This is a genomic window from Klebsiella sp. CN_Kp088 (assembly GCF_040064335.1).
Taxonomy (GTDB): domain Bacteria; phylum Pseudomonadota; class Gammaproteobacteria; order Enterobacterales; family Enterobacteriaceae; genus Klebsiella; species Klebsiella aerogenes.
In genome coordinates, this window is the sequence record NZ_JBEAIQ010000022.1 from 168,925 (window position 1) to 191,008 (window position 22,084).

26 protein-coding genes and 1 tRNA gene are annotated in these 22,084 nt (G+C 52.8%); 15 read left to right on the forward strand and 12 right to left on the reverse strand.

The genetic code is table 11. The annotated features are described in order from the left end of the window. Positions 1 to 299: 299 nt before the first annotated feature. Positions 300 to 461 (reverse strand): hypothetical protein, encoded by a 162-nt coding sequence (locus ABLV08_RS12805; RefSeq protein ID WP_179134796.1) that lies wholly within the window; start codon positions 459 to 461, stop codon positions 300 to 302. Positions 462 to 482: 21 nt separating this feature from the next. Further along, positions 483 to 662 (reverse strand): hypothetical protein, encoded by a 180-nt coding sequence (locus ABLV08_RS12810; protein ID WP_348855920.1) that lies wholly within the window; start codon positions 660 to 662, stop codon positions 483 to 485. A gap of 132 nt (positions 663 to 794) precedes the next feature. Between ABLV08_RS12810 and ABLV08_RS12815 the strand changes: the two genes are divergently transcribed. The 10 genes from ABLV08_RS12815 to ABLV08_RS12860 all read left to right on the forward strand — a co-directional run bounded on the left by ABLV08_RS12815 (position 795) and on the right by ABLV08_RS12860 (position 7,331). Further along, positions 795 to 1,067 carry a host cell division inhibitor Icd-like protein gene (locus ABLV08_RS12815; RefSeq protein WP_049139215.1) on the forward strand — a complete coding sequence of 91 codons (273 nt, stop codon included), beginning with the start codon at positions 795 to 797 and terminating at the stop codon, positions 1,065 to 1,067. Continuing rightward, positions 1,060 to 1,284, forward strand: coding sequence for a hypothetical protein (locus ABLV08_RS12820; RefSeq protein WP_048979893.1), 225 nt, complete (start codon positions 1,060 to 1,062; stop codon positions 1,282 to 1,284). Before ABLV08_RS12815 ends, ABLV08_RS12820 begins: the two co-directional genes overlap by 8 nt. Beyond that, positions 1,281 to 1,649, forward strand: a complete 369-nt coding sequence (locus ABLV08_RS12825) for a hypothetical protein (protein ID WP_348855922.1) — start codon at positions 1,281 to 1,283, stop codon at positions 1,647 to 1,649. Before ABLV08_RS12820 ends, ABLV08_RS12825 begins: the two co-directional genes overlap by 4 nt. Then, positions 1,646 to 3,448: a DUF5906 domain-containing protein gene (locus ABLV08_RS12830; RefSeq protein WP_348855923.1), complete on the forward strand. Its 1,803-nt coding sequence runs from the start codon at positions 1,646 to 1,648 to the stop codon at positions 3,446 to 3,448. Before ABLV08_RS12825 ends, ABLV08_RS12830 begins: the two co-directional genes overlap by 4 nt. 293 nt (positions 3,449 to 3,741) lie before the next feature. Next, positions 3,742 to 4,098: a hypothetical protein gene (locus tag ABLV08_RS12835; protein ID WP_348855924.1), complete on the forward strand. Its 357-nt coding sequence runs from the start codon at positions 3,742 to 3,744 to the stop codon at positions 4,096 to 4,098. 253 nt (positions 4,099 to 4,351) lie between these two features. Further along, on the forward strand, positions 4,352 to 5,392 hold the full coding sequence (locus tag ABLV08_RS12840) for a major capsid protein (protein ID WP_348855926.1): 1,041 nt from the start codon (positions 4,352 to 4,354) through the stop codon (positions 5,390 to 5,392). Between the two features lie 9 nt (positions 5,393 to 5,401). Then, positions 5,402 to 5,740: a head decoration protein gene (locus ABLV08_RS12845; protein ID WP_316934651.1), complete on the forward strand. Its 339-nt coding sequence runs from the start codon at positions 5,402 to 5,404 to the stop codon at positions 5,738 to 5,740. Positions 5,741 to 5,750: 10 nt separating this feature from the next. Continuing rightward, complete coding sequence (locus tag ABLV08_RS12850) at positions 5,751 to 6,134, forward strand: AlpA family phage regulatory protein (protein WP_111526516.1); 384 nt, start codon at positions 5,751 to 5,753, stop codon at positions 6,132 to 6,134. A 250-nt stretch (positions 6,135 to 6,384) separates the two neighbouring features. Further along, positions 6,385 to 6,984, forward strand: a complete 600-nt coding sequence (locus ABLV08_RS12855) for a tail assembly protein (protein WP_348855928.1) — start codon at positions 6,385 to 6,387, stop codon at positions 6,982 to 6,984. Next, positions 6,981 to 7,331: a hypothetical protein gene (locus ABLV08_RS12860; protein ID WP_063447607.1), complete on the forward strand. Its 351-nt coding sequence runs from the start codon at positions 6,981 to 6,983 to the stop codon at positions 7,329 to 7,331. The genes ABLV08_RS12855 and ABLV08_RS12860 overlap by 4 nt, the downstream gene beginning before the upstream one ends. Positions 7,332 to 7,384: 53 nt before the next feature. Here ABLV08_RS12860 and ABLV08_RS12865 read toward each other — a convergent pair whose 3' ends face one another. The 3 genes from ABLV08_RS12865 to ABLV08_RS12875 all read right to left on the reverse strand — a co-directional run bounded on the left by ABLV08_RS12865 (position 7,385) and on the right by ABLV08_RS12875 (position 8,668). After that, on the reverse strand, positions 7,385 to 8,173 hold the full coding sequence (locus tag ABLV08_RS12865; protein ID WP_063447606.1) for a hypothetical protein: 789 nt from the start codon (positions 8,171 to 8,173) through the stop codon (positions 7,385 to 7,387). A gap of 85 nt (positions 8,174 to 8,258) precedes the next feature. Next, a complete protein-coding gene (locus ABLV08_RS12870) occupies positions 8,259 to 8,405 on the reverse strand; it encodes a hypothetical protein (protein ID WP_196798189.1) in 147 nt (48 codons plus the stop codon). Positions 8,406 to 8,592: 187 nt separating this feature from the next. Then, positions 8,593 to 8,668: transfer RNA gene (locus ABLV08_RS12875), tRNA-Ile, on the reverse strand. Positions 8,669 to 8,793: 125 nt separating this feature from the next. On the opposite strand from ABLV08_RS12875, the gene mug reads away from it, so the two are divergent. Next, the gene (gene mug / locus ABLV08_RS12880) at positions 8,794 to 9,300 is read left to right on the forward strand and encodes a G/U mismatch-specific DNA glycosylase (RefSeq protein ID WP_020077903.1); all 507 of its coding nucleotides are present in this window, start codon (positions 8,794 to 8,796) and stop codon (positions 9,298 to 9,300) included. Between the two features lie 69 nt (positions 9,301 to 9,369). Here mug and rpoD read toward each other — a convergent pair whose 3' ends face one another. The 3 genes from rpoD to rpsU all read right to left on the reverse strand — a co-directional run bounded on the left by rpoD (position 9,370) and on the right by rpsU (position 13,503). Next, a complete protein-coding gene (gene rpoD, locus ABLV08_RS12885; RefSeq protein WP_015369628.1) occupies positions 9,370 to 11,214 on the reverse strand; it encodes an RNA polymerase sigma factor RpoD in 1,845 nt (614 codons plus the stop codon). A 150-nt stretch (positions 11,215 to 11,364) separates the two neighbouring features. Further along, positions 11,365 to 13,110 carry a DNA primase gene (gene dnaG / locus ABLV08_RS12890; protein WP_048229497.1) on the reverse strand — a complete coding sequence of 582 codons (1,746 nt, stop codon included), beginning with the start codon at positions 13,108 to 13,110 and terminating at the stop codon, positions 11,365 to 11,367. Between the two features lie 177 nt (positions 13,111 to 13,287). Next, a complete protein-coding gene (gene rpsU / locus ABLV08_RS12895) occupies positions 13,288 to 13,503 on the reverse strand; it encodes a 30S ribosomal protein S21 (RefSeq protein ID WP_001144069.1) in 216 nt (71 codons plus the stop codon). A 238-nt stretch (positions 13,504 to 13,741) separates the two neighbouring features. Between rpsU and tsaD the strand changes: the two genes are divergently transcribed. Further along, on the forward strand, positions 13,742 to 14,755 hold the full coding sequence (gene tsaD, locus ABLV08_RS12900) for a tRNA (adenosine(37)-N6)-threonylcarbamoyltransferase complex transferase subunit TsaD (RefSeq protein WP_032712539.1): 1,014 nt from the start codon (positions 13,742 to 13,744) through the stop codon (positions 14,753 to 14,755). Between the two features lie 53 nt (positions 14,756 to 14,808). Here tsaD and ABLV08_RS12905 read toward each other — a convergent pair whose 3' ends face one another. Then, positions 14,809 to 16,278, reverse strand: coding sequence for an MFS transporter (locus ABLV08_RS12905; protein WP_020077904.1), 1,470 nt, complete (start codon positions 16,276 to 16,278; stop codon positions 14,809 to 14,811). A 213-nt stretch (positions 16,279 to 16,491) separates the two neighbouring features. Continuing rightward, on the reverse strand, positions 16,492 to 17,112 hold the full coding sequence (gene plsY / locus ABLV08_RS12910) for a glycerol-3-phosphate 1-O-acyltransferase PlsY (protein WP_015703522.1): 621 nt from the start codon (positions 17,110 to 17,112) through the stop codon (positions 16,492 to 16,494). 233 nt (positions 17,113 to 17,345) lie between these two features. On the opposite strand from plsY, the gene folB reads away from it, so the two are divergent. Both folB and bacA read left to right on the forward strand, forming a co-directional pair. Further along, entirely contained in the window at positions 17,346 to 17,729 is a 384-nt protein-coding gene (gene folB / locus ABLV08_RS12915; RefSeq protein WP_020077905.1) for a bifunctional dihydroneopterin aldolase/7,8-dihydroneopterin epimerase, read from the forward strand. Positions 17,730 to 17,798: 69 nt separating this feature from the next. Further along, positions 17,799 to 18,620 (forward strand): undecaprenyl-diphosphate phosphatase, encoded by an 822-nt coding sequence (bacA, locus tag ABLV08_RS12920; protein WP_348855929.1) that lies wholly within the window; start codon positions 17,799 to 17,801, stop codon positions 18,618 to 18,620. 11 nt (positions 18,621 to 18,631) lie between these two features. On the opposite strand, the gene ABLV08_RS12925 is transcribed toward bacA, so the two are convergent. Both ABLV08_RS12925 and ABLV08_RS12930 read right to left on the reverse strand, forming a co-directional pair. Beyond that, positions 18,632 to 19,873 carry a multifunctional CCA addition/repair protein gene (locus ABLV08_RS12925; protein ID WP_015703520.1) on the reverse strand — a complete coding sequence of 414 codons (1,242 nt, stop codon included), beginning with the start codon at positions 19,871 to 19,873 and terminating at the stop codon, positions 18,632 to 18,634. A gap of 61 nt (positions 19,874 to 19,934) precedes the next feature. Then, positions 19,935 to 20,555: a TIGR04211 family SH3 domain-containing protein gene (locus ABLV08_RS12930; protein ID WP_015369636.1), complete on the reverse strand. Its 621-nt coding sequence runs from the start codon at positions 20,553 to 20,555 to the stop codon at positions 19,935 to 19,937. A gap of 212 nt (positions 20,556 to 20,767) precedes the next feature. Between ABLV08_RS12930 and ABLV08_RS12935 the strand changes: the two genes are divergently transcribed. Then, positions 20,768 to 22,063 carry an inorganic triphosphatase gene (locus ABLV08_RS12935; RefSeq protein WP_045359808.1) on the forward strand — a complete coding sequence of 432 codons (1,296 nt, stop codon included), beginning with the start codon at positions 20,768 to 20,770 and terminating at the stop codon, positions 22,061 to 22,063. The last annotated feature ends 21 nt before the right edge of the window (positions 22,064 to 22,084 follow it).

The following is a 22,084-nucleotide window of genomic DNA, read 5'->3' on the forward strand; positions in this document are numbered from 1 at the left end:
CCGGGCCGCCAATGCAATAACACTAAACATATTCAGGATACCAGGCTTGCTGCTGGTGGTCAAAGCTTAGGCGCTCCTGAGATTACAGGAACTGCGCCATTGGCGCGGTTAGGGGGTATGTCCAATAATGGCTACACCCCCTTTGGGTATACGAACTTCTCCGCACACCTGCAAACTACCCAGGCATTGGGGTGTACGGCGTTGGCGCATACCCCAGATAAACTCCGTAGTTTCGACCGTTACCTAAATTCTGGGTATCGATGCAATGATCGTTGCAACGTCCAGCATTGGCGGAAGTGTCAGCCTTTTGGTTCTGATTTCAAACTGAATGAGGCATTAGCCCTATCGTTTGAATTTGGGTCATGGGTAACTTTTATGTCACCAGACACAAGCCCTTTAAGCCCCCAGTATGCAAATAGCCCGAAGATAAACACTAAAATAACAATCCATTTATTCGGCATAGTACACCTCCTTTTCTGGCCTTATGGTTTTTGCTCAATACCACGCTGTTGTAGCTCTTTGCGGATGATGCGCTTAATCCAAGCGGCTAATGATTCATCACCATCCTGCTGTTGGGCTTGCTCCATTAGTTCACGTAACTCAGGGTCAAGTCTGAATTGGAATGGTGGATTACCACGTCTTTCATTTTTGTGTGTTGACACGTCAATTACACCCGATGTATTGTTTTTATGTGTAATGACACATTACATACAAGCGATAAAAAAAGCAACGCCCTGGACTGTTAGAGCAGTACCAAGGCGTCTAACCACAAACCGTTATACGAGGTAACAGTTATGGCTGAATTACAGCATACCCAAACTCACCCAAAATTTACATGGCTCTTTCTGGCAACCCCTAAGAGCCATCCAGACTGTTCGCCGGTAGTTCTGCGTTTTGATACTGATACTGAGGAGAATGCCCGCGCCGCTTTCCCCGGCTGGGAAATGGTATTCGCCGCCAAAATTCGGGCAGAAGCACCATGTCGGGTCGCGTTCTTTGACTACAACACCCGCCGCGGTTGGGCTTTTGATAGCGCCTCAGATAGAGAGGTAGTTGGCCATGATTAATACATACCGCACTAAAAGCGATCTTCTGACATTAGCTCAAGAGATCGCCGCGCTTCTGTCATGCGCTTCTTATTTGGCAACGATCAGAGGGGATGAAGAGCGTCTCCATGTAATGAGTTTAACTGGCCTTGCTTACCGCCTTGCTGATGAACTGGCCAATGAGCTGGATATCTCGGATCTCGACCAGATTAAGTCTTGCAAGGATGGCGCCCAATGATCAGCAACGTGAAATTTAATGAGCTGGCTGGTCGTGTTGAGCAACTGGTGGGCAAGGTGGAAGAACTGGAAAATTGTATCAAGGCGCTGGCAGATAGTCAGGGTGGCGATATACCTCCGGGCATGTCTCCGGTTTCCACGCTGGCGGCCGAGTTCGGCATAAGCACTAAGAAAGCCGAGGAACTGGCGAAAAGCTCCGGCGTGTTGTTGGTTAAGCATAAAGGCGGCGGTTATCTGGCCCATGACGAGAAATTCAGGGAGGCGGCGCGGCTGATACTGCGCAAGGCAACCCGGCGTCGCGGTTCGGCCTACTGGTTTCATCCGTTGATCGGCAAATTCCAGATGAGCGGGGGGATCCCGAAATGAAGAACGCCCCGAATCTGAAACATCTGCCAAAGGATAAATTTGTCGAAGCGGTTATTTTTGCCGGCGCTGATGCATGGAGCCACGCCAAAGGCTGGGAAGAGGGGTTAGGTAAGCGGATCGCGGAAGATACCACGCCTCCTGTCTATCTGGGGCCGCGGCAACTGGAAGAACTGGACAACCTGCGCATTATCGATGATGGCCGCCGAGCTGCGCGGGTGTACCTGGCTGGCGATATCGAGACGTCGATGATTAGTGCCATTGGTGCCAAGCTGGCACAGGCCGGGGTACAGGACGCAAAACTTTATAAGGGTATTCCCGATACTCATCCGGAGGACTGGCGCGATCATCTTAATCGGATTAGAGAAGGAAAAAGCACAGTAGTAAATCTGCCAGTGACGAAAAGAGAACCAGTGCATGATGAAGTTAGCCCGGCTCTTAATCAGATGGGGGCCAGCCAGCGCGGGCAAGTGTTGCTGGCCCATTACGATGGTGACCTGGCTATTCATGCTGATTCGGACATGGTTCACCACTATAACGGTGTGATCTGGAATCCACTCCCGGATAAAGAGCTGCAACGGGCAATGGCGCAGATTTACATTGATGCTGAGGTAGCCTATTCGCAGAACGCCATAAAATCGGCGGTGGAAACCATGAAGCTGAGCCTGCCGGTGATGGGAATAACGGCACGCAATCTTATTGGCTTCAGCAATGGCGTATTTGATACCCGAACGGGAATATTCAGGGAGCACAGCAAAACCGACTGGCTGCTGATCGCCAGTGAGCTGCCCTTCAGCCCACCAGCGGAGGGAGAGACGCTGGCCAGCCATGCGCCGAACTTCTGGAAGTGGTTACGACGTTCTGTGGCCAACAATGACCGGAAGACAGATCGTGTATTGGCTGCCCTCTTCATGGTGCTGGCGAATCGGTACGACTGGCAGTTGTTCCTTGAGGTTACGGGGCCAGGCGGTAGCGGGAAAAGTGTGATGGCGGAAATCTGCACCATGCTGGCGGGTAAGGCCAATACAGTATCAGCCAGCATGAAAGCGCTGGAGGATGCCAGAGACAGAGCGCTGGTGGTTGGGTATTCATTGATCATCATGCCGGATATGACCCGCTATGCTGGCGATGGCGCCGGGATTAAGGCCATTACGGGCGGTGATAAGGTTTCTATCGACCCGAAACATAAAGCACCATACTCAACCCGTATTCCTGCGGTGGTACTTGCCGTAAACAACAACGCTATGACCTTCAGCGACCGTAGTGGGGGAATATCGCGTCGGCGGGTCATATTCAACTTCACGGAAGTTGTTCCGGAAAACGAGCGCGATACGATGCTGGCTGAAAAGATAGAAGGTGAGCTGGCCGTCATCATTCGCCACCTGCTGACCCGCTTTTCCAGCCAGGACGAAGCCAAACAGCTGCTGCACGAACAGCAGAAATCAGAGGAGGCGCTGGCTATCAAGCGTGAAGGTGATTCGCTGGTGGATTTCTGCGGTTATCTGATGGCGTCGGTAGTGTGTGATGGGATGTTTATCGGCAATGCGGAGATTGTGCCATTCAGCCCGCGCAAATATCTGTATCACGCCTATCTGGCATACATGCGGGCCAATGGTCTGAGTAAGCCAGTCTCTCTGATGCGGTTTGGTACCGATATGCCAGGCGCAATGGCTGAGTACGGCAAGGAGTACCAGAAGCGAAAGACTAAACACGGGATACGTTCCAATGTCACCCTGCATGATGATTCCGGAGAGTGGATGCCGTCATGTGCAACTACCTCAGAGAGTGCAGGGGGGGAGTAAAGTTACAGATAAAGTGTTCACCAGTATTCACCATGTTAAAAAATCCATTTATTACATGCTGTTAAGGGGTGAACACTTATTTATAAAGTATTCACCAAAGTATTCACCTGTTCACCTTTTGGTTGTTTTTTGCTCTAAAGGGTGAATGGTAGGGTGAACACTTGTGAATACCTGAAAGAAAGGTGTACACCACTTAACTTTATGAATTATTTGATTAAAATTGACAGGGTGAACGGGTGAACACTTAAGCGTATATTTTTATTTTTTTAGCACCAGCAATTCCTGGGGGAACAATGCAACGACTGAATGAAATCAAAAAGCGGCTTGAAACTATTGATCGGGCCCTCAACGAACAGGGAGACCGTTTCAGGGATGACCCGGTCATAAAAACACAAATCAGAGACCTGAAAGATTATGTTGACGCTGAACGCAAGAAAATCCAGAGGCAGGAGACAAATGGAGAGCTTACCGATTTTGAAGCAAAATTTATTCTGGGGGCAATCGATGATGTTTACACGGCCTCGCTTAGTCAGATAAGACGTGGTGCGAGTATAAATGTAGAGTTAAGTGACAAAATAAATAATACATTATACTCACTCAATTATTGGCTATCCGAGATTAATGGTCATACGAAGAAAAAATCTGAATAAAAACGTTAAATAATAAAGCGGGTCCGACGCTGACCCGCTTTTAATTACACTGAAGGAATTACTTCTTTTATTACCATTGGAGGAACAGTAACCACAGAAGAGTAACAGATGTATTTTTTTTATGTAATGCTGGTTATGGAATATTGCACAACATTGCACACTATTGCACATGGTTGCACTCAATCAATTTTATATGGATGGTGATAGCATTATTACCGTTCCTGTTCCTGTATTGATTTTTTGAGGTAAAAACATGCCTGATTTATATTCACCGGCCCAGCTTGTAAGAGTAGTAGGCGCAGAGGATATTCAGAAGCAACTGAAAACACTGTTTACTGATTTATTTTTTACGCGTGCAGTCACTTTCGAAACCCGCGATATCATTCTGGACACAATTGATGATCCAAATATCCCTATTGCTGCGTTCTGTTCTCCCATGGTGGGGAGTAAAGTAGCGCGTGATGAGGGTTATGAATCGAAATCCATCCGCCCGGGATACATGAAGCCCAAGAGCAGTATTGATCCTAATAAGCTGGCTGTTCGTCCGGCTGGAGTGACCCCAGAGCAATACAACACTCTCAATACCCGCAACATCAAAGTAAAACAGTCCATTCTGAAACAGTCGATAGCCATCCGGGCGCGTATCGAGTGGCTGGCGGTTCAGGCCGTAACCACCGGGAAAAACATTATCGAAGGTGACGGAATTGAGCGCTACGAACTGGACTGGAATATCAAATCCCAGAACATTATTACTCAGGCTGGCGCTGCTGCCTGGTCAGGCAGGGACAAAGCAACCTTTGATCCGAATGATGATATTGAAAACTATTCGGAACTGAGTGAAGGGGTAACAAATATCATCATCATGGGCGGCAACGTCTGGAAGAAATACCGTGCTTTCAGAGCGATTAAAGATGTACTCGATACCCGCCGCGGTTCTAATGCCCAGCTTGAAACAGCACTTAAAGACCTGGGCGATTCAGTGAGCTTTAAGGGATACATGGGCGACGTTGCAATCGTAGTTTATAGCGGTCGCTATACCGATGAAGACGGTACAGAAAAGTATTTCCTCGATCCTGATTTGATGGTGCTGGGTAATACCGCTTTACAGGGCATTGTGGCTTACGGTGGTATTCAGGATCCCGAGCTTATCCGCATGGGAATCACTAAAGCTGAACTGGCGCCAAAGAACTACATCGTTCCTGGCGATCCTGCTATTGAGTACGTCCAGACCCATTCCGCGCCGCAACCTATCCCGGCTCGTATTAACCGTTTTGTTACCGTCCGTGTGGCTTAAGGAGCATTTATGACTGCGAATTACATTGAGCTGGTGGCCGGCACTGAAGCGCTGGTAACTACGCTGGGTATGTTTGCCAGCGGTAAAGGCGTAATTCCGGCGCTGACACCATTGATGCAGGATGACAATGGCGCTCTTGTCGTATGGGATGGCGTTAAGGCAGGGCAGGCAGTCTATGTCTCATGCTTTACGGTTGATACTGCCAGCCAGACGCAGGCGCAGGTCTACAAAGCCGGAGTGCTGAATGTTGATGCACTCAACTGGCCGGAGGCGGTGACAACCCTTTCCGCGAAGATTGCCGCCTTTGTTGGGTCCGGTATTTCTGTTCAGCCTCTGGCAATGGTGTGAGGTGATATCGATGCAAGATAAAGATAACAGCCTGATGGTAACAGCGGATGCACTCTATCCGGATCCGGTGGTGCACGAACTGCAGGAGCTCGCAGATAAGATGAACGTCAGCGAACGTCTGGTTGATATGAATCAGGTGATTGAGCTCACGACGCTAAGCCGCCGTACATTGCTGAACCTTGAGGCCCGTGGCGAGTTTCCTGTGCGCGTGCAGGTCACTGAGGGCCGTAAGGCATGGTATTTGAGTGAGGTAATCGAGTGGATCAATAACATTCCGCGTTGTTCTGACACCTGCCAGATCCCTGTTCCAGCTAAACCAGATGCCTCGCTGTGCCTAAAGGCTGAACGGGTACGCCGACAGGCCCGAGGCGGGAAAAGTGAGTTGATTGGCTGAACGGACAGACCCGATTGGACCGGCGAAAGTGCACGGGTCCTTTCGGGGTGTTCGAGCCGTTACGGGGCGGCGACCTCGCGGATTCTCGCTACATATGAAGATTTTCTGTGATTTGCCATTTCCGTACTTCTTCGTTGTAACTATATGTTTTAAATGAAAACACACCATAAAAAGAAAGGAAATAAAAAGCACTTAATATGGCCTGTGACAGCAAAACCGTTTCCTTTCTCCTGAAATTGAAGAGGTATCTATGAGTGCAGACAAAGAAGTGATGACCCGCATTGAACTTAGTGGTGTATTGGCTAAGACGTTCGGCCGTGTTCACCACCGAGTAATCAGAACGACTCAGGAAGCAGGCGTGGCATTAGCGGCGACAATTCCGGGTTTTGAGCGATTCATGATTGATAGCAAAGATAAGGGGCTGACCTTTGCTGTTTTCAGGGGCAAGACAAATATTGGTGCCGATGATTTGGGTTATCCGGTAACGGGTGAGGCCATTCGCATTGTCCCGGTTATTGCCGGCAGCAAAAAATCCGGTTTGCTTCAGACAATAATGGGTGCCGTGCTCGTCGCCGCGGGAGCTATTGCAACCTTTGTTTTCGATCAGCCATGGGGTGTTAACCTGATGGTCGCTGGTGGCTCTATGATGGCTGGCGGTGTTATCCAGATGCTTTCCCCTCAACCCGGAGGTTTAGCCCGTAAAGAGTCCTCCGATAATAAAGCCAGCTATGCCTTTGGCGGTGTCACTAATACAGCCTCGCAGGGCTACCCGGTAGGCCTTCTATACGGCAAACGCCGAATTGGTGGCGCGATTATCTCCGCTGGTATCTATGTGGAGGATCAGCTTTGACAAATCAGGCGAGGCTCTGGCCGGAAGGAGAGGTATTTACTCGTAAGGTGTTGATACCGACAAATTACGATCCACTACCCGTTGAGGTGGTTTATGTTGTCCCACCGTTCGAGGTCGTCGTTGCTCTATGGCAGAACAAGGAACATGAAAAAACTTATCCGCTGTTCCGTCAGTTTATTCAGGGCTGGAGCCTGGAAGAAAAACTCACCGATAACGTACTTAAAGCTTTTCTGGCGGCTTACTCGGGTACTGCGGATGCTATTTTTTATGGCTGGTCAGAATATATGAAAGTCTTTATAGCTGAATGTCAAAGAGAGTTAAGCTTTACGACACTTACTATTAATTGAACTTTTGAAATCATATGACCACAACAACGGTCATATGATTTATATGGAAAACATTAAAAAACAGTTTTTGTTATTTTATCAATGCCAGCTATGAGTTCACTTACTTCTTCTTTAGTCGGTTCTCTATCTTTTCCATGATCACAAATATTTCTAATATCCCCTAAATGTTGAATGAATCTCCATGTTGGAGTATCTAAAATATCATTGTCTTTTAGTATTTGGTTGTATTCGGATATGGAAGGGTGGGCCTTCCTTGGTTTGAATTTATGGAGCTCACAGACATGTGCTAAATGCTTTTCTAACACAACTCCAGCAACTGCACCTGCGGCACGAATGAATCCTTTTTTATTAAGCTCTCTAGCAGTATCTAGCTCTGAGTCAAAGATATCAGCTTGTACAATGTCTTTTATATCAAATAGAACGCTTTTAAATCTTTCTTTTGCGGATGAGAGGATTTTATATTGAATTTCCATTTTACTTATAGCGTCGCTTGGTTTCCTTACAAGCTCTCCTAATCCGTTTTTTCGTATTAATCCAATTAAATAGTCTGAAATACAATAGTTACCATACGTAACTTCTTTTCGTTTGGGATCTCCTTTATATAATCTTTCAAACTCTTCCAGTCTCTCAGGAATTATCTGGGAAACGACTCGATAAGCTTTTGTATACCATTGTTGATATTCGTTAGCTACCTTAACAAAGGTCCAACCATTTTTTTCAATTTCTTTTATTGTTTTTTCATCAAGTTGGTCACATTCTTTATACATTGAGAAAAAGAGTTGATGGCCCATTTTGTCTAGTTCGGCAAGTTCTTCTTTAAGTTTTTCAAATTGTGTAGCCATGTCAGGATCCTGATATTTAATAGGTAATGAAGACATCAGAAGTGAAAGGTGGCCTAACTTTCGTTAGGCCGGGCTTGTTACGCCATCATCTACGTAGCAGAAAGACCAGAACGATGCTTACAAGGATAACAAGAGAGGCATTAAGCCCGGCACTTGCTAGAGCCATGATAAGACCGCTCATAGCATAGATACGCTTAGACAGCAGGTCTGAGCCCTTTTCGACAGTATCCATAGAATACTCCTTGAGGTTGCCTATGAGGGGCACTCAAACCCGTAGCACTTTCTTAAATTTCAGTTGAACGGCTGCTACGACCCAACTGTATAACACTGAGGAATACTCGGTTTTACCTGGCTACGGTATCCTATGAGTATCCTAGAAAAGCGTGAGAACTTAATGTGGCACGTAAGTCCTTGAAAATTGGTGGCCCCTGTTGGGTTTGAACCAACGACCAAGCGATTATGAGTCGCCTGCTCTAACCACTGAGCTAAGGGGCCGTGGCGAGGGATTATAATGTAACTGCACGCTGCAATCCAGCGTAAAGCGCTCGGCTGCTGTTTTTATAAACAATGCATTTTCAATCCTTTATAATCAGCTTTTTAGTCATTCAGCCGGAGAAATTATGATTAGTGATATCCTGGCGCCGGGGCTGCGGGTGGTCTTTTGCGGGATCAATCCGGGGAAGTCCTCCGCGCATACGGGGTTCCATTTTGCCCATCCCGGCAATCGTTTCTGGAAGGTCATTCACCAGGCGGGGTTCACCGAGCGACAGCTGAAGCCGGAAGAGGAGCAGCATCTACTGGATACCGGCTGCGGTATCACCATGCTGGTTGAGCGGCCGACGGTACAGGCCAGCGAGGTTGCCCTGCTGGAGCTGCGTAATGGCGCGCAGGAGCTAATAAGCAAAATCCAGGACTATCAGCCGCAGGCGCTGGCGGTGCTCGGCAAGCAGGCCTATGAGCAGGCGTTCAGGGTGCGTGGCGCAAAGTGGGGAAAGCAGGAAGCGACCATCGGTGAAACCGAAATCTGGGTGCTGCCCAATCCCAGCGGTTTGAACCGGGCGACGCTGGACAAGCTGGTTGAAGCCTATCGCGAACTGGATGAGGCGCTGGCGGGGCGAGGGCGGTGATGGCGCCCGAACAGCAGGCATAAAAAAGCTCCCCGCGGGGAGCTTTTTACTCTCTTTGCAGCGCGACGATTAATCGTCGAGGAAGCTACGCAGCACTTCAGAACGGCTTGGGTGGCGCAGTTTACGCAGCGCCTTGGCTTCGATCTGACGAATACGTTCGCGGGTAACGTCGAACTGTTTACCTACTTCTTCCAGCGTGTGGTCGGTGTTCATGTCGATACCGAAACGCATACGCAGCACTTTCGCTTCACGAGCGGTGAGCCCCGCCAGTACGTCGTGCGTTGCCGCACGCAGGCTCTCGGTGGTCGCAGAATCCAGCGGCAGCTCGAGGGTGGTATCCTCGATGAAGTCACCCAGATGCGAATCTTCATCGTCGCCGATCGGCGTTTCCATGGAGATTGGCTCTTTGGCGATTTTCAGCACCTTACGGATTTTGTCTTCCGGCATCAGCATGCGCTCAGCCAGCTCTTCCGGCGTCGGCTCGCGGCCCATTTCCTGCAGCATCTGGCGGGAGATACGGTTGAGCTTGTTGATAGTCTCAATCATATGCACCGGAATACGGATGGTGCGCGCCTGATCCGCGATGGAACGGGTAATAGCCTGACGGATCCACCAGGTCGCGTAGGTGGAGAACTTGTAGCCACGACGGTATTCAAACTTATCTACCGCTTTCATCAGGCCGATGTTGCCTTCCTGAATCAGGTCGAGGAACTGCAGACCGCGGTTGGTGTATTTCTTGGCGATAGAAATAACCAGACGTAAGTTCGCTTCAACCATCTCTTTCTTCGCACGACGTGCTTTTGCTTCGCCGATGGACATGCGACGGTTGATATCTTTAACCTGCTCGATGGTCAGACCGGTTTCTTCTTCAATCTGCTGCAGTTTCTGCAGGCCGCGCTGAACGTCTTCTTTAACGTCATGCAGCTTCTCGGACCACGGCTTGTTCATCGCCACGGCGGCGTTGAACCAGGTTTCGCTGGTTTCGTTGCCGGTGAACAGAGTGATGAAGTTTTTCTTCGGCATTTTGCACTGTTCAACGCACAGCTTCATGATGATACGTTCTTGAGTACGAACGCGATCCATCATGCTGCGCATGCTGTTGACCAGGTAATCGAACTGTTTCGGCACCAGGCGGAACTGTTTGAAGACCTCGGACAGCTTGAGGATCTCTTCCTGCGCGGCGGCGTGGCTGCGACCTTTCGCTTTGATGGTGTCGCGAGTCAGCTCGTACTGGGTGCGCAGCTCGGCGAATTTCTCGCGGGCCAGCTCCGGGTCGATGCTGTTATCGTCATCGCTGTTGTCGTCGTCATCATCTTCTTCTTCATCTTCGTCGTCGTCCATCTCTTCCTGAGACAGCTCGGAACCGACGTGAGTGGCGGTCGGCGCCATATCTTCTTCAGCGTTCGGATCGACGAAGCCGGTGATCAGGTCAGACAGGCGAGCTTCTTCAGCTTCGACGCGATCGTACTGTTCCAGCAGATAGGTGATGGCTTCCGGATATTCTGCAACGGAGCACTGGACCTGGTTGATCCCGTCTTCGATGCGTTTAGCGATGTCGATTTCGCCTTCGCGGGTCAGCAGTTCAACGGTACCCATTTCGCGCATGTACATGCGCACCGGGTCGGTCGTACGGCCAATTTCAGATTCAACGCTCGACAGCACCTGGGCCGCCGCTTCTTCTGCGTCTTCATCGGTATTATTGGAGGTTTCAGCAAGCAGCAGATCATCGGCATCCGGTGCTTCTTCCATCACCTGAATACCCATGTCGTTGATCATTTGGATGATGTCTTCGATCTGATCGGAGTCGACGATATCTTCCGGCAGATGGTCATTGACCTCGGCATAGGTCAGATAGCCTTGCTCCTTACCACGTTGGACAAGAAGCTTCAGCTGTGACTGCGGGTTTTGCTCCATAAGACGGTATCCACACTTAATTCGTTTGATTGGTGCAGGCAGACGAACTGCCAACATTTAAAGCGAGGGCGTACTTATATTATTGCCGCTGCGCCTCAGCGCGGCTGTCGGGGGCTTCCCGATCGATATTCGGCACTTAAGCCGTTAAATTCATTTTTTGGCCAGTTCCTGGCTGATAGTCCAGAGTTCCCGGCGCTCCTCACTGCTTAAACCGTGTGTGCGATCGCGAGCTATCAACTCTTCTTGTCGCAGTTCCAGCAGTGAGTCAAACATATGGTTGAGCGAGTCGGTGAAGGTTTGTTCAGCGATATCCTTATCTGCTATATCGTCCCACATCGACAGTTTTTCAAGGGTTGCTGCTTCATTTGTCCCGCGATACTGCTCTAAAAGTTGCCCGGTGGTCAGACCTGGCTGCGCCAGACACGTATTGACCAGTTCGCTGAATAAACCAAGCCCTGGCATCTTCTGCTGATCCAGACCCGTTAAGGGCGGAACCAGCGGCGCCAGATCGGGGTTCTGCACCAGTAACCCTATAAGTATACGCATGGTCGTGCGTTTTAGCTGCGGCGCCGGGCGTTGAGCGCTATTTTCCGCCTGTTTCGGCATTAAACGTTCAAGCTGGGCGTCATCCAGAATACCCAGCTTGTTACCCAGCTCCTGACGCAAATAGATGCGCAGCGTTTCACCCGGCACTTGGGTTATCAGCGGCAGCGCCAGCGTACTCAGCTGCGCGCGCCCATCCGGAGTGCTCAGGTCGACCTGCGGCATCAGGCTATTGAATAAAAACGTGGAGAGCGGCTGTGCCTGCTCCATCCGCGCTTCAAACGCCTCTTTGCCCTCTTTACGCACCAGCGTATCCGGGTCTTCGCCATCAGGTAAAAACATAAAACGCAGCTGGCGGCCATCGGTCATATACGGCAGCGCCGTTTCCAGCGCGCGCCATGCCGCATCGCGGCCAGCCCGGTCGCCGTCGTAACAGCAGATGACCTGATTGGTCGCCCGGAACAACAGCTGAATGTGGTCGGCGGTCGTCGAGGTGCCCAGCGAGGCCACGGCATAATTAATGCCGTACTGCGCCAGCGCGACGACATCCATATAGCCTTCGACCACCAGCAGACGCTGAGGTTCGGCGTTATCCTGCTGCGTTTCATACAGGCCGTACAGCTGGCGGCCTTTATGGAAAATATCGGTCTCCGGGGAGTTCAGGTATTTTGGCAGCGCATCGCCCAGCACGCGCCCGCCAAAACCAATCACCCGGCCTCGCTTATCGCGGATCGGGAACATTACCCGTTCGCGGAAGCGGTCGTAACTGCGCCCCTGATCGTTGGTGACCAGCATGCCTGCATCAATAAGCGACTGGCGGTTTTCCTGATTGCCGCCAAAACGTTTTAAAACGTTATCCCAGCCAGGGGGAGCGAAGCCTATTGCGAAGCGGGTAATCACCTCGCTGCTTAAGCCGCGTTTTGCCAGATACTGGCGCGCGGGTTCGGCGGCGGGTTGATTCAGAGACTGTTGGTAAAACGTGTTCAGACCGTCCAGCAACTGATAGAGATTTTGCCGCTGATGCCGTTCTATCTGGCTCGGTCCATTACCTGCTTCATAGGGCACTTCAAGGTTGTGCATGGCGGCCAGCTCTTCGACGGTTTCGACGAACTCGAGCTTGTCGTAGTTCATCAGAAAGTCGATGGCGTTGCCGTGCGCACCGCAGCCGAAGCAATGGTAAAACTGTTTTTCACCGTTGACGGTGAAGGAGGGGGTTTTTTCGTTATGGAATGGACAACACGCGTGATAATTCTTGCCCTGCTTTTTCAGCTTCACCCGAGCATCGATCAGATCGATGATGTCGGTGCGCGCCAGCAGGTCATTGATAAATACGCGTGGGATTCGTCCAGCCATATGCCCCGTAATCTATACACTGCATCCTGCAAACGGCCTCGATGTATTGCCTGAAGACAGTTTGAACGATCTCGTGTATCTGCTAATGCATAAACGAAAATAAGCCGCGCATTCCTTTCGGAAGCACGGCCTTACAACTACAACTCGGTCTGAATTGAGAGCTTCGCTCTCAACAGATTAGTACAGACGAGTGCGGCGTGCGTTTTCGCGAGCCAGTTTCTTCGCGTGACGTTTCACTGCAGAAGCTTTAGCGCGCTTACGTTCGGTAGTCGGTTTTTCATAGAACTCACGACGACGAACTTCCGCCAGAACACCTGCTTTTTCGCAGGAACGCTTGAAGCGACGCAGAGCTACGTCGAACGGCTCGTTTTCACGTACTTTAATTACCGGCATGTGCCTCTCACCTTTGATTAATTCGGTTTGCCGCTGGCCGCAATGCCAGCTTATTTCAAAATGGTGCGGAATTTTACTGCAACTACTGCTGCTTTGTAAAGCACCGGCGCCTTTTTTGAAAGGGGACTTTTATAAGGGTGAGGAGTATACACGAAGAGAACACCAGGGGTGAGCAAAGTTTTACATCGCCGGTCATTGGTCCTACACTGCGCGGTATTGAAACGAGGTAAAACAACTCATGCGTGTACTGGGAATTGAAACATCCTGCGATGAAACCGGCATCGCTATTTACGACGATAAACAAGGTCTGTTAGCCAACCAACTGTATAGTCAGGTGAAATTACATGCTGACTACGGCGGCGTGGTGCCTGAGCTGGCGTCGCGCGACCACGTACGTAAAACCGTTCCGCTGATTCAGGCGGCGCTCAAAGAAGCGGGCCTGACGGCGAAAGATATTGATGCCGTTGCCTATACGGCAGGCCCTGGCCTGGTGGGCGCGCTGCTGGTCGGCGCGACCGTTGGCCGCTCCCTGGCGTTCGCCTGGAACGTGCCGGCGATCCCGGTACACCATATGGAAGGGCATCTGCTGGCGCCGATGCTGGAAGATAACCCGCCGGCGTTCCCGTTCGTCGCTCTGCTGGTTTCCGGCGGCCACACCCAGCTGATTAGCGTCACCGGCATTGGTCAGTATGAGCTGTTGGGCGAGTCAATCGACGATGCCGCTGGCGAAGCCTTTGATAAGACGGCGAAACTGCTGGGGCTGGATTATCCCGGCGGGCCGATGCTGTCGAAAATGGCGTCCCAGGGCACGGAAGGTCGCTTCGTCTTCCCGCGGCCGATGACCGATCGTCCAGGGCTTGATTTCAGCTTCTCCGGCCTGAAGACCTTCGCCGCCAATACCATTCGTAACAACGGCGACGATGAGCAAACCCGTGCCGATATCGCCCGCGCATTTGAAGACGCGGTTGTCGATACGCTGATGATTAAATGCCGCCGCGCGCTGGAGCAAACCGGCTTTAAGCGTCTGGTGATGGCGGGAGGCGTGAGCGCTAACCGTACGCTGCGCGCGAAGCTGGCGGAAATGATGAGCAAACGCGGCGGCGAAGTATTTTATGCCCGCCCTGAGTTCTGTACCGATAACGGCGCGATGATCGCTTACGCCGGGATGGTCCGCCTGCAGGGCGGTGCTAATGCCGGCCTCGGCGTCACCGTGCGTCCGCGCTGGCCGTTGGCAGAACTGCCGGCCGCCTGATAAGCCTGTTACAAACAAAAGCCGCCCATCGAGGCGGCTTTTTTACGCGTGGATTAAGGCTGCTGATAATCTTCGGCGTCGATGTCGTAGCCCGACGGCTCCCAGCGGATAGCCAACAGCGACAATAGCCCAATCAGCGGCGCCGCGGCGATGATCCAGAAGACGCGGGTATCCAGCGCGGCGACCAGCAGCGGGAAGAGGAATAAAGAAAGCGTCGAGCTTCCGCGCATGAGCGTCTGGTTGAGCCCGACGCCAACGCCGCGCAGCGATGTCGGATAGCTTAACGAGGCGAAGGTCATGGTGTGCGCGCCGGGGCCGAATCCCTGGCCGAAAAGGAACAGCGCCAGCATCGCCACGGCAGCGACGCCTTCACCTGCGCCATCAGGGCGGCCAATCAGCGCCAGGCCGAGCAGCGCCGTCAGCTGGCAGCCATAACCCGCCAGCGACATCCGCCACGCCCCGAAGCGCGGTACCAGGCGTACCGCCAGTATCCCTCCCACGAAAGCGAACAGCAGATTCAGCGCCAGCGAAATCAAAATCGTCGTCAGCATCGATTGCACGAAGAAGCTGGAGATGATCACCGGCAGACCGAACGCGACGGCGTTATAGGCAAACGAGGAAACCACTGACAGCAGGGTAGAGAGCGTCGTGCGGCGCAGGTAGACGCCGCGGAACAGGCGCAGATAGTTACTCCATTGGGCGCTACGAACTTTGGGCGCCGGTTTTTCCAGCGCGTCCTGGGCAACGTGTGCGTTGATGTTGTACGCCTGGCGTAGAATAGAAGCAGCTTCACGCAGGTTACCCTGGTTGGCGGCCCACACCGGCGATTCGCTCATGTAGCGGCTGCGGATGGCGATAATCACCAGCGCCGGGATGGCGCCAAAACCAAGGATAATCCGCCATAGCCAGTCACTATGGCTTTCCGGCAGGACGGCATAAAAAAAGAGTACCAGCAGATATGAAATGCTGATCGCCGCGTACCACGTTGGGCACCACATCGCCACGCTGGCCGCCTTGTTGCCGGGACCTTTGAGCCTCGCGAATTCGCTGAGAAACGCCATCGCCACCGGCAGGTCGATCCCGACGCCCAGCCCCATCACGAAGCGCGCGCCGGTAAGGACGTATTCATTCGGCGCCAGCGCGCAGGCGATGGCCGCTACCACGAAGAACAGCATATCCGCCATAAACACGCGGTAGCGGCCAATTTTGTCGGTCAGATAACCGCCGAGCAGCGCGCCAACGATAGCGCCGAAGGTGATGGCCGAGGCGACCATCCCGGTACCGGCAGGCGTCAGGTTGAATTCCCGGGTGATATCTTTCAGCCCGAAGGCCAACGAGCCAAGATCGTAGGCATCAAGGAAAATACCGCCGAGGGCGATTCCCATGACGATACGCGCGTTATTGCGCCCGCTGCTGCCTTCGTTGATGAGGCGCGAGACGTCCGCCGCGCTGCCGATCCATTTTACTTCCCCGCCGGGCGACGCAGAGGTTGCCGCAGGCGTCGCGTTAATTACATCAGTCATGGTGTTGTGCTTTTTTCTCTTATAAAGAGTTTCAGAGTAAACAGCGACGCGGGGGTGAAAAAATCACTTTTGGTTATAACTCATAACTAAGTCATTGTAGTGAAAGGATTATCTTTGGTTTTCTCATTTGCCGCTATGATTGGCTAAAAAAGTGGGAAATAGAATGCGTTTGTGGCGGCAAAACGGCCCGGCCCAGGCGGCCGGGCGCGGGGATTATTTCTGCTCTGGCGTTTTTTTCTTCTTCTTAAAGCGTGACCAGATTTTCGTTTCCTGACGGCGCCACAGACGCTGGATATTGTCGTGATGGCGTAGCAGGATAAGGCAGGAGAGCATGGAGACCGGGAAAGTATACTGCGGTTTGAACCACCAGACGTAGAAAGGGGCTACCAACGCGCTGACGATAGCGCCCAGCGAGGAATACCCGCTGAGCAGAATAGTCAGCAGCCAGGTACCGGCCATTACGCCGGTGAGATCCCAGCCGATGGGCGCGATAGCGCCAAATGCGGTCGCCACGCCTTTACCGCCGCGGAAATTAAAGAACACCGGCCAGATATGGCCTACGCAGGCGGCGATCGCCACCAGCCCGAGCCAGAACGGCGTCAGACCGAGCGCCCAGGCGCCCCAAACCGGCAGCATCCCTTTCAGGACATCAAAAATTAATACCGTTACGGCTGCTCCCTTGCCGCCAATTCGGAGTACGTTCGTCGCCCCGGGGTTGCCGGAACCGCTATCGCGAGGGTCGGGCAAACCAGCAAGACGGCACACCAGAATGGCGCTGGAAATTGAGCCGCAGAGGTAGGCGAGGATAACTAGTCCAGGCGCGATTGCACTCATCAGCTGTTCCATTTTGAAAACGTCGTTAGAACCCCACCCATTTTCGTGTTAACAGCTTGTTGGCTTTCTCTGCGCGATAGGTTACATAGTGATGCTGCTATGTTCCCGTAATCTTGCTGCGTCACCGCTGTCAGGGCACGTGAATTCTTTAGGGGATGTCTTTGCATCTGTGGATAATACGCATAATTCGCCGGAAGTGGTATCCGGTTTAGCCAAAAAGCAGGCAGGTCGTGATGGATATTGTATTTATAGAGCAACTTTCGGTAATCACCACTATCGGTGTTTACGACTGGGAACAGACCATCGAACAGAAGTTAGTGTTCGATATCGAAATGGCGTGGGATAACCGCAAAGCGGCCGCCAGCGACGATGTGAGCGATTGCCTGAGCTATGCTGATATCAGCGAGTTGGTTATCAACCACGTTGAGGGCGGGCGTTTTGCGCTGGTAGAACGGGTGGCGGAAGAGATAGCCGATCTACTGTTGCAAAAATTCAATTCTCCGTGGGTGCGGATTAAAGTCAGCAAGCCTGGCGCGGTGGCCCGTGCGGCCAACGTTGGCGTGATCATTGAACGTGGCAGTAATCTGAAACAAAACGTTTCTCGTCATAATGTTTAAACAAATTTGTTTTATACCGGTCTTAGTGCCTGGATTTTAATTTTACTTTTTATTTTAAGGGTTTATTGAATGGGCGATTTACACTCGCTGCTGATAGCGGCAATTTTGGGTGTGGTTGAAGGGTTGACGGAGTTTTTACCGGTTTCCAGTACAGGTCATATGATTATCGTTGGTCATCTCCTTGGTTTTGAAGGGGATACCGCCAATACTTTTGAAGTTGTAATTCAATTAGGATCTATTCTCGCCGTCGTCGTGGTGTTCTGGCGTCGACTGTTTGGCCTGATCGGCATTCATTTTGGCCGTCCTCTGCAGCATGAGGGCGTAAGCAAGGGGCGCTTGTCGCTGATTCATATCCTGTTAGGCATGATCCCGGCGGTGGTGCTGGGGCTGGTGTTTCATGACCTGATTAAATCGCTGTTTAACCCGGTTAACGTGATGTACGCGCTGATTGTCGGCGGCTTCCTGCTGATCGCGGCGGAGCTATTCAAACCGAAAGAGCCGCGCGCGTTGGGTCTTGACGACATGACCTATGGTCAGGCGTTTGCCATCGGCTGCTTCCAGTGTCTGGCGCTGTGGCCGGGCTTCTCTCGCTCCGGAGCGACCATTTCCGGGGGCATGCTGATGGGCGTTAGCCGCTATGCGGCATCCGAGTTCTCATTCCTGCTGGCGGTACCGATGATGATGGGCGCCACCGTGCTGGACGTCTACAAGAGCATCGGCTTCCTTAATACCGGGGATATTCCGATGTTTGCCGTCGGTTTTATCATGGCGTTCATCGTGGCGCTGATTGCGATTAAAACCTTCCTGCAGCTGATTAAACGTATTTCGTTTATTCCGTTCGCAATCTACCGCTTTATCGTCGCGGCAGCCGTCTACGTGGTCTTCTTCTAAGGCCCAGGCCCTCAGCCTTGCGGCTGGGGGCAACGTTGTTCTTTCCACTGCCCCACGGCCGCAATTCTGCGCCGCGTCAGCTCTTCGCGAATCTCCGGCCCTTTGAAACCTTCCGCTACCACCTCTTTAGTGGAGACCGACTGCGCCACTTCCCAGGCTTCAAGCAGCAGGCGCCCCTGCGGATAATCGCAGGATTCAAAACCGGTACGCCCGCGCACGTCGGCCTCGCTGGTGAGGGCGATTTGCTGTACACGCTGCGGCTTGCGCCAGGCATCGATGCTATCAAACAGCTTCACGATGGTTTTTGGCTGCAGGATCGGCAGGGTGTGGATCAGATCGTGGAATTCGGCGACCAGTCTGGCCAGATCGCGGATATCGTTCGGTACCCGCAGGCGCTGGCAAATCTGTTCCACCAGTTTTACACCCGCCGGGCCGTGGCCATGGTGGCGCGGCCAGAACTCTTTGGGCGTTAAGCCCTTGCCAAGATCGTGGCACAGGGTGGCGAAACGGACATCGATGGCCGGTGATAGCATCGCCGCCATGGTGAGCGTCATCAGGGTGTGAACGCCGGTGTCGATTTCCGGATGCCATTTGGCCGGCGCGGGGACGCCGTACAGGGCGTCGATTTCCGGGAACAGAACCTTCAGCGCGTGGCAGTCGCGCAGGGTCTGGAAAAAGACCTGCGGATTACGCGTGCCAAGCGCGTTTTCCGTCTCTTTCCATACCCGCTCCGCCGTCAAATGCGCCAGTTCGCCGGCGTCCGCCATCGCGCGCATCAGCGCCATGGTTTCATCGGCAATGCGAAAACCGAGATGGGCATAACGTGCGGCAAAACGCGCGACGCGCAGTACACGTAGCGGATCTTCGCTAAAGGCCGGGGAGACGTGGCGCAGCAGGCGCTGGCGTAAATCGGCCTGGCCGCCATAGGGATCGTAAATCTGACCGTCAGTGTCCTGAGCCAGCGCGTTAATGGTGAGATCGCGGCGCAGTAGATCTTGCTCAAGGGTGACGTCAGCGGCGGCATAACAGGTGAAACCGGTATAGCCGGAACCGGATTTACGTTCGGTACGCGCGAGGGCGTACTCTTCACGGCTTTGCGGGTGAAGAAACACGGGAAAATCGCGGCCTACCTGCTGGTAGCCCGCGTCGAGCAACTGCTGGGGCGTGGCGCCAACCACCACCCAGTCTCTGTCTTTGACCGGTAGTCCTAATAACGCATCTCGTACCGCACCACCGACCAAATAAATCTTCACGCCTGTTTCTCCCGCATCGACTTTTCGCAAGATGATACGTAAGTCTGGCAGAGAAGACGAATTAGTTCATCCACCGGTCTTTACGCTTGCGGCTCGGTACCAGATGCGGCAGCACCAGACCAAGGATCAGACCGACGCCAAGCACGCCGCCGCCGTACATAAACCACTGCATGATAATGGTGCGCTGTTTATCATCAAGCTGCAGATTCGCCGCGTTCACCTTTTTCTGAGCGACAACCAGCTCGTTTTTCAGCTTTTGGTTCTCTTCTTTCAGGGCATTGATCGCGCCATCGCTACCGGCGACTTTTTTCTGCATGTCGGCGGTACGCTGGTTCCAGGTGGCGTCAATATTGTTCAGCTTGTCGGTCAGCGTTTTGACCTGATTTTCCAGATCCGGCACGCGAATGCGCAGGCTGGGCTCGTTGCTCAGCTCTTTCAGCGGGATCCAGGCGGTACGGCCGTTGCTATCGCGTACCTGCGCGTAATTCGTGCTGTCGTTGGTTTGCAAAACGTCGACGGCTTCGCCGGCGTTAATGGTGCCGACCAGACGATAGTTATCGCCAGGACCGCTGCGAACCCAGGTGCTCAGCTCATCGGAAACGTAGCGCTTTTCTTCTGCGTGAACCGCCGTAGCGGCGCTAAGCGCTAGCAATGTAAAGGTAATAAGGCGTAATTTTGGCATCAGGTCATCGTTTGGTCATAAAAAGTTGAACGATAGTAGTGGCATCGCCAGAGCGACGCAAAGTTTTCCGCCACAATCGGAATCATCCAAATGCAGCTGGCAAATGCGCATTGCATGGCGATTCGCCGCAAAATACTATTTACTGACAAAAAATATCGTCATTAGTTCGCCGCATTTTCCCGGCGACGCTTATCAGGTGGAAGAATTCAGCCATGGCTCAAGAAATCGAACTGAAGTTTATCGTTGCCCACGACGGCGTTGAGGCGCTGCGCCAGCATCTCAATTCGCTGGATGCGCAGCACACGCCGGCAGGCCAACTGCTGAATATTTACTACGAAACCGCCGATAACTGGCTGCGTCGGCACGACATGGGGCTGCGGATCCGCGGCGATCGGGAGCGTTATGAAATGACGCTGAAAATTGCCGGTCGGGTGGTGGGCGGCCTGCATCAGCGTCCGGAATACAATATTCCGCTGGAAAAAGCAGAGCTGGCGCTGGATAAACTGCCGGCAGAAGTCTGGCCGCAGGGGCAGTTGCCGGCAGAACTGGCGCAAAATGTGCAGCCGCTGTTTAGCACTGATTTCCTTCGCGAAAAATGGGTGGTGAAAGAGGGCAGCAGCCAGATTGAGATAGCTCTTGACCTTGGCGAAGTGAAAGCCGGTGAGCATCAGGAAGCCATTTGCGAACTGGAGCTTGAGCTGTTGAGCGGCGATACCGCCGACATTCTGGCGCTGGCGCATCGTTTACTGGCAACCGGCGTGCTGCGTCAGGGCAGCCTGAGCAAAGCGGCGCGCGGCTATCAGTTGGCGCAGAGCAACGAAGCGCGTCCGGTTAAATCGTTAACGGTAGTAGGCGTGGCGGCGAAAGCCAGCGTCGAGCAGGGGCTGGAAGCGGCGCTGGAAAGCGCGCTGGCGCACTGGCTCTATCATGATGAAGTCTGGAACCAGGGCAATGCGGCAGCTAAGCGTGAAATCCAGCGGGCGATGGCTCGCGTACGCCATGCGCTGGTGTTGTTTGGCGGCATTGTGCCGCGAAAAGCCACCGTGCTGTTACGTGAATCGCTCACTGAGGCCGAAGCGGCGCTGGACGGCGCAGAGAAAGCCGAAGCGGTGTTGTTCAACCGCGCCACGGTTGGCGCCAAATTGCTGCTGACCGAATGGCTGGTTACCCGCGGTTGGCGTTCGTTCCTCAACGAGGCGGGGCAAAAGAAAATCGCCGGTTCGTTCAAACGCTTTGCCGATATCCAGCTGTCGAGAGCGGCGGCGGAGCTGAAAAGCAACTTCCAGCAGACGCAGGACGACTACAGCGATCGGCTCACGCGTCTGGCGCGTGAGATCGACAGCATTCAATTGCTTTCCAGCGCCTATGCCGGGGTAGCCGAGGCCTGGCTGGAAAACTGGCAAGAGGTGCGCCGCGCTATCGAGAACAATGACCGCAGCGTCATCGAATATTTCCGTCGTCAGGCGCTGGCCGCGGAACCATTCTGGCTGCATAGTGGAAAACGATAATTTCAGGCCAGGGAGACCCCT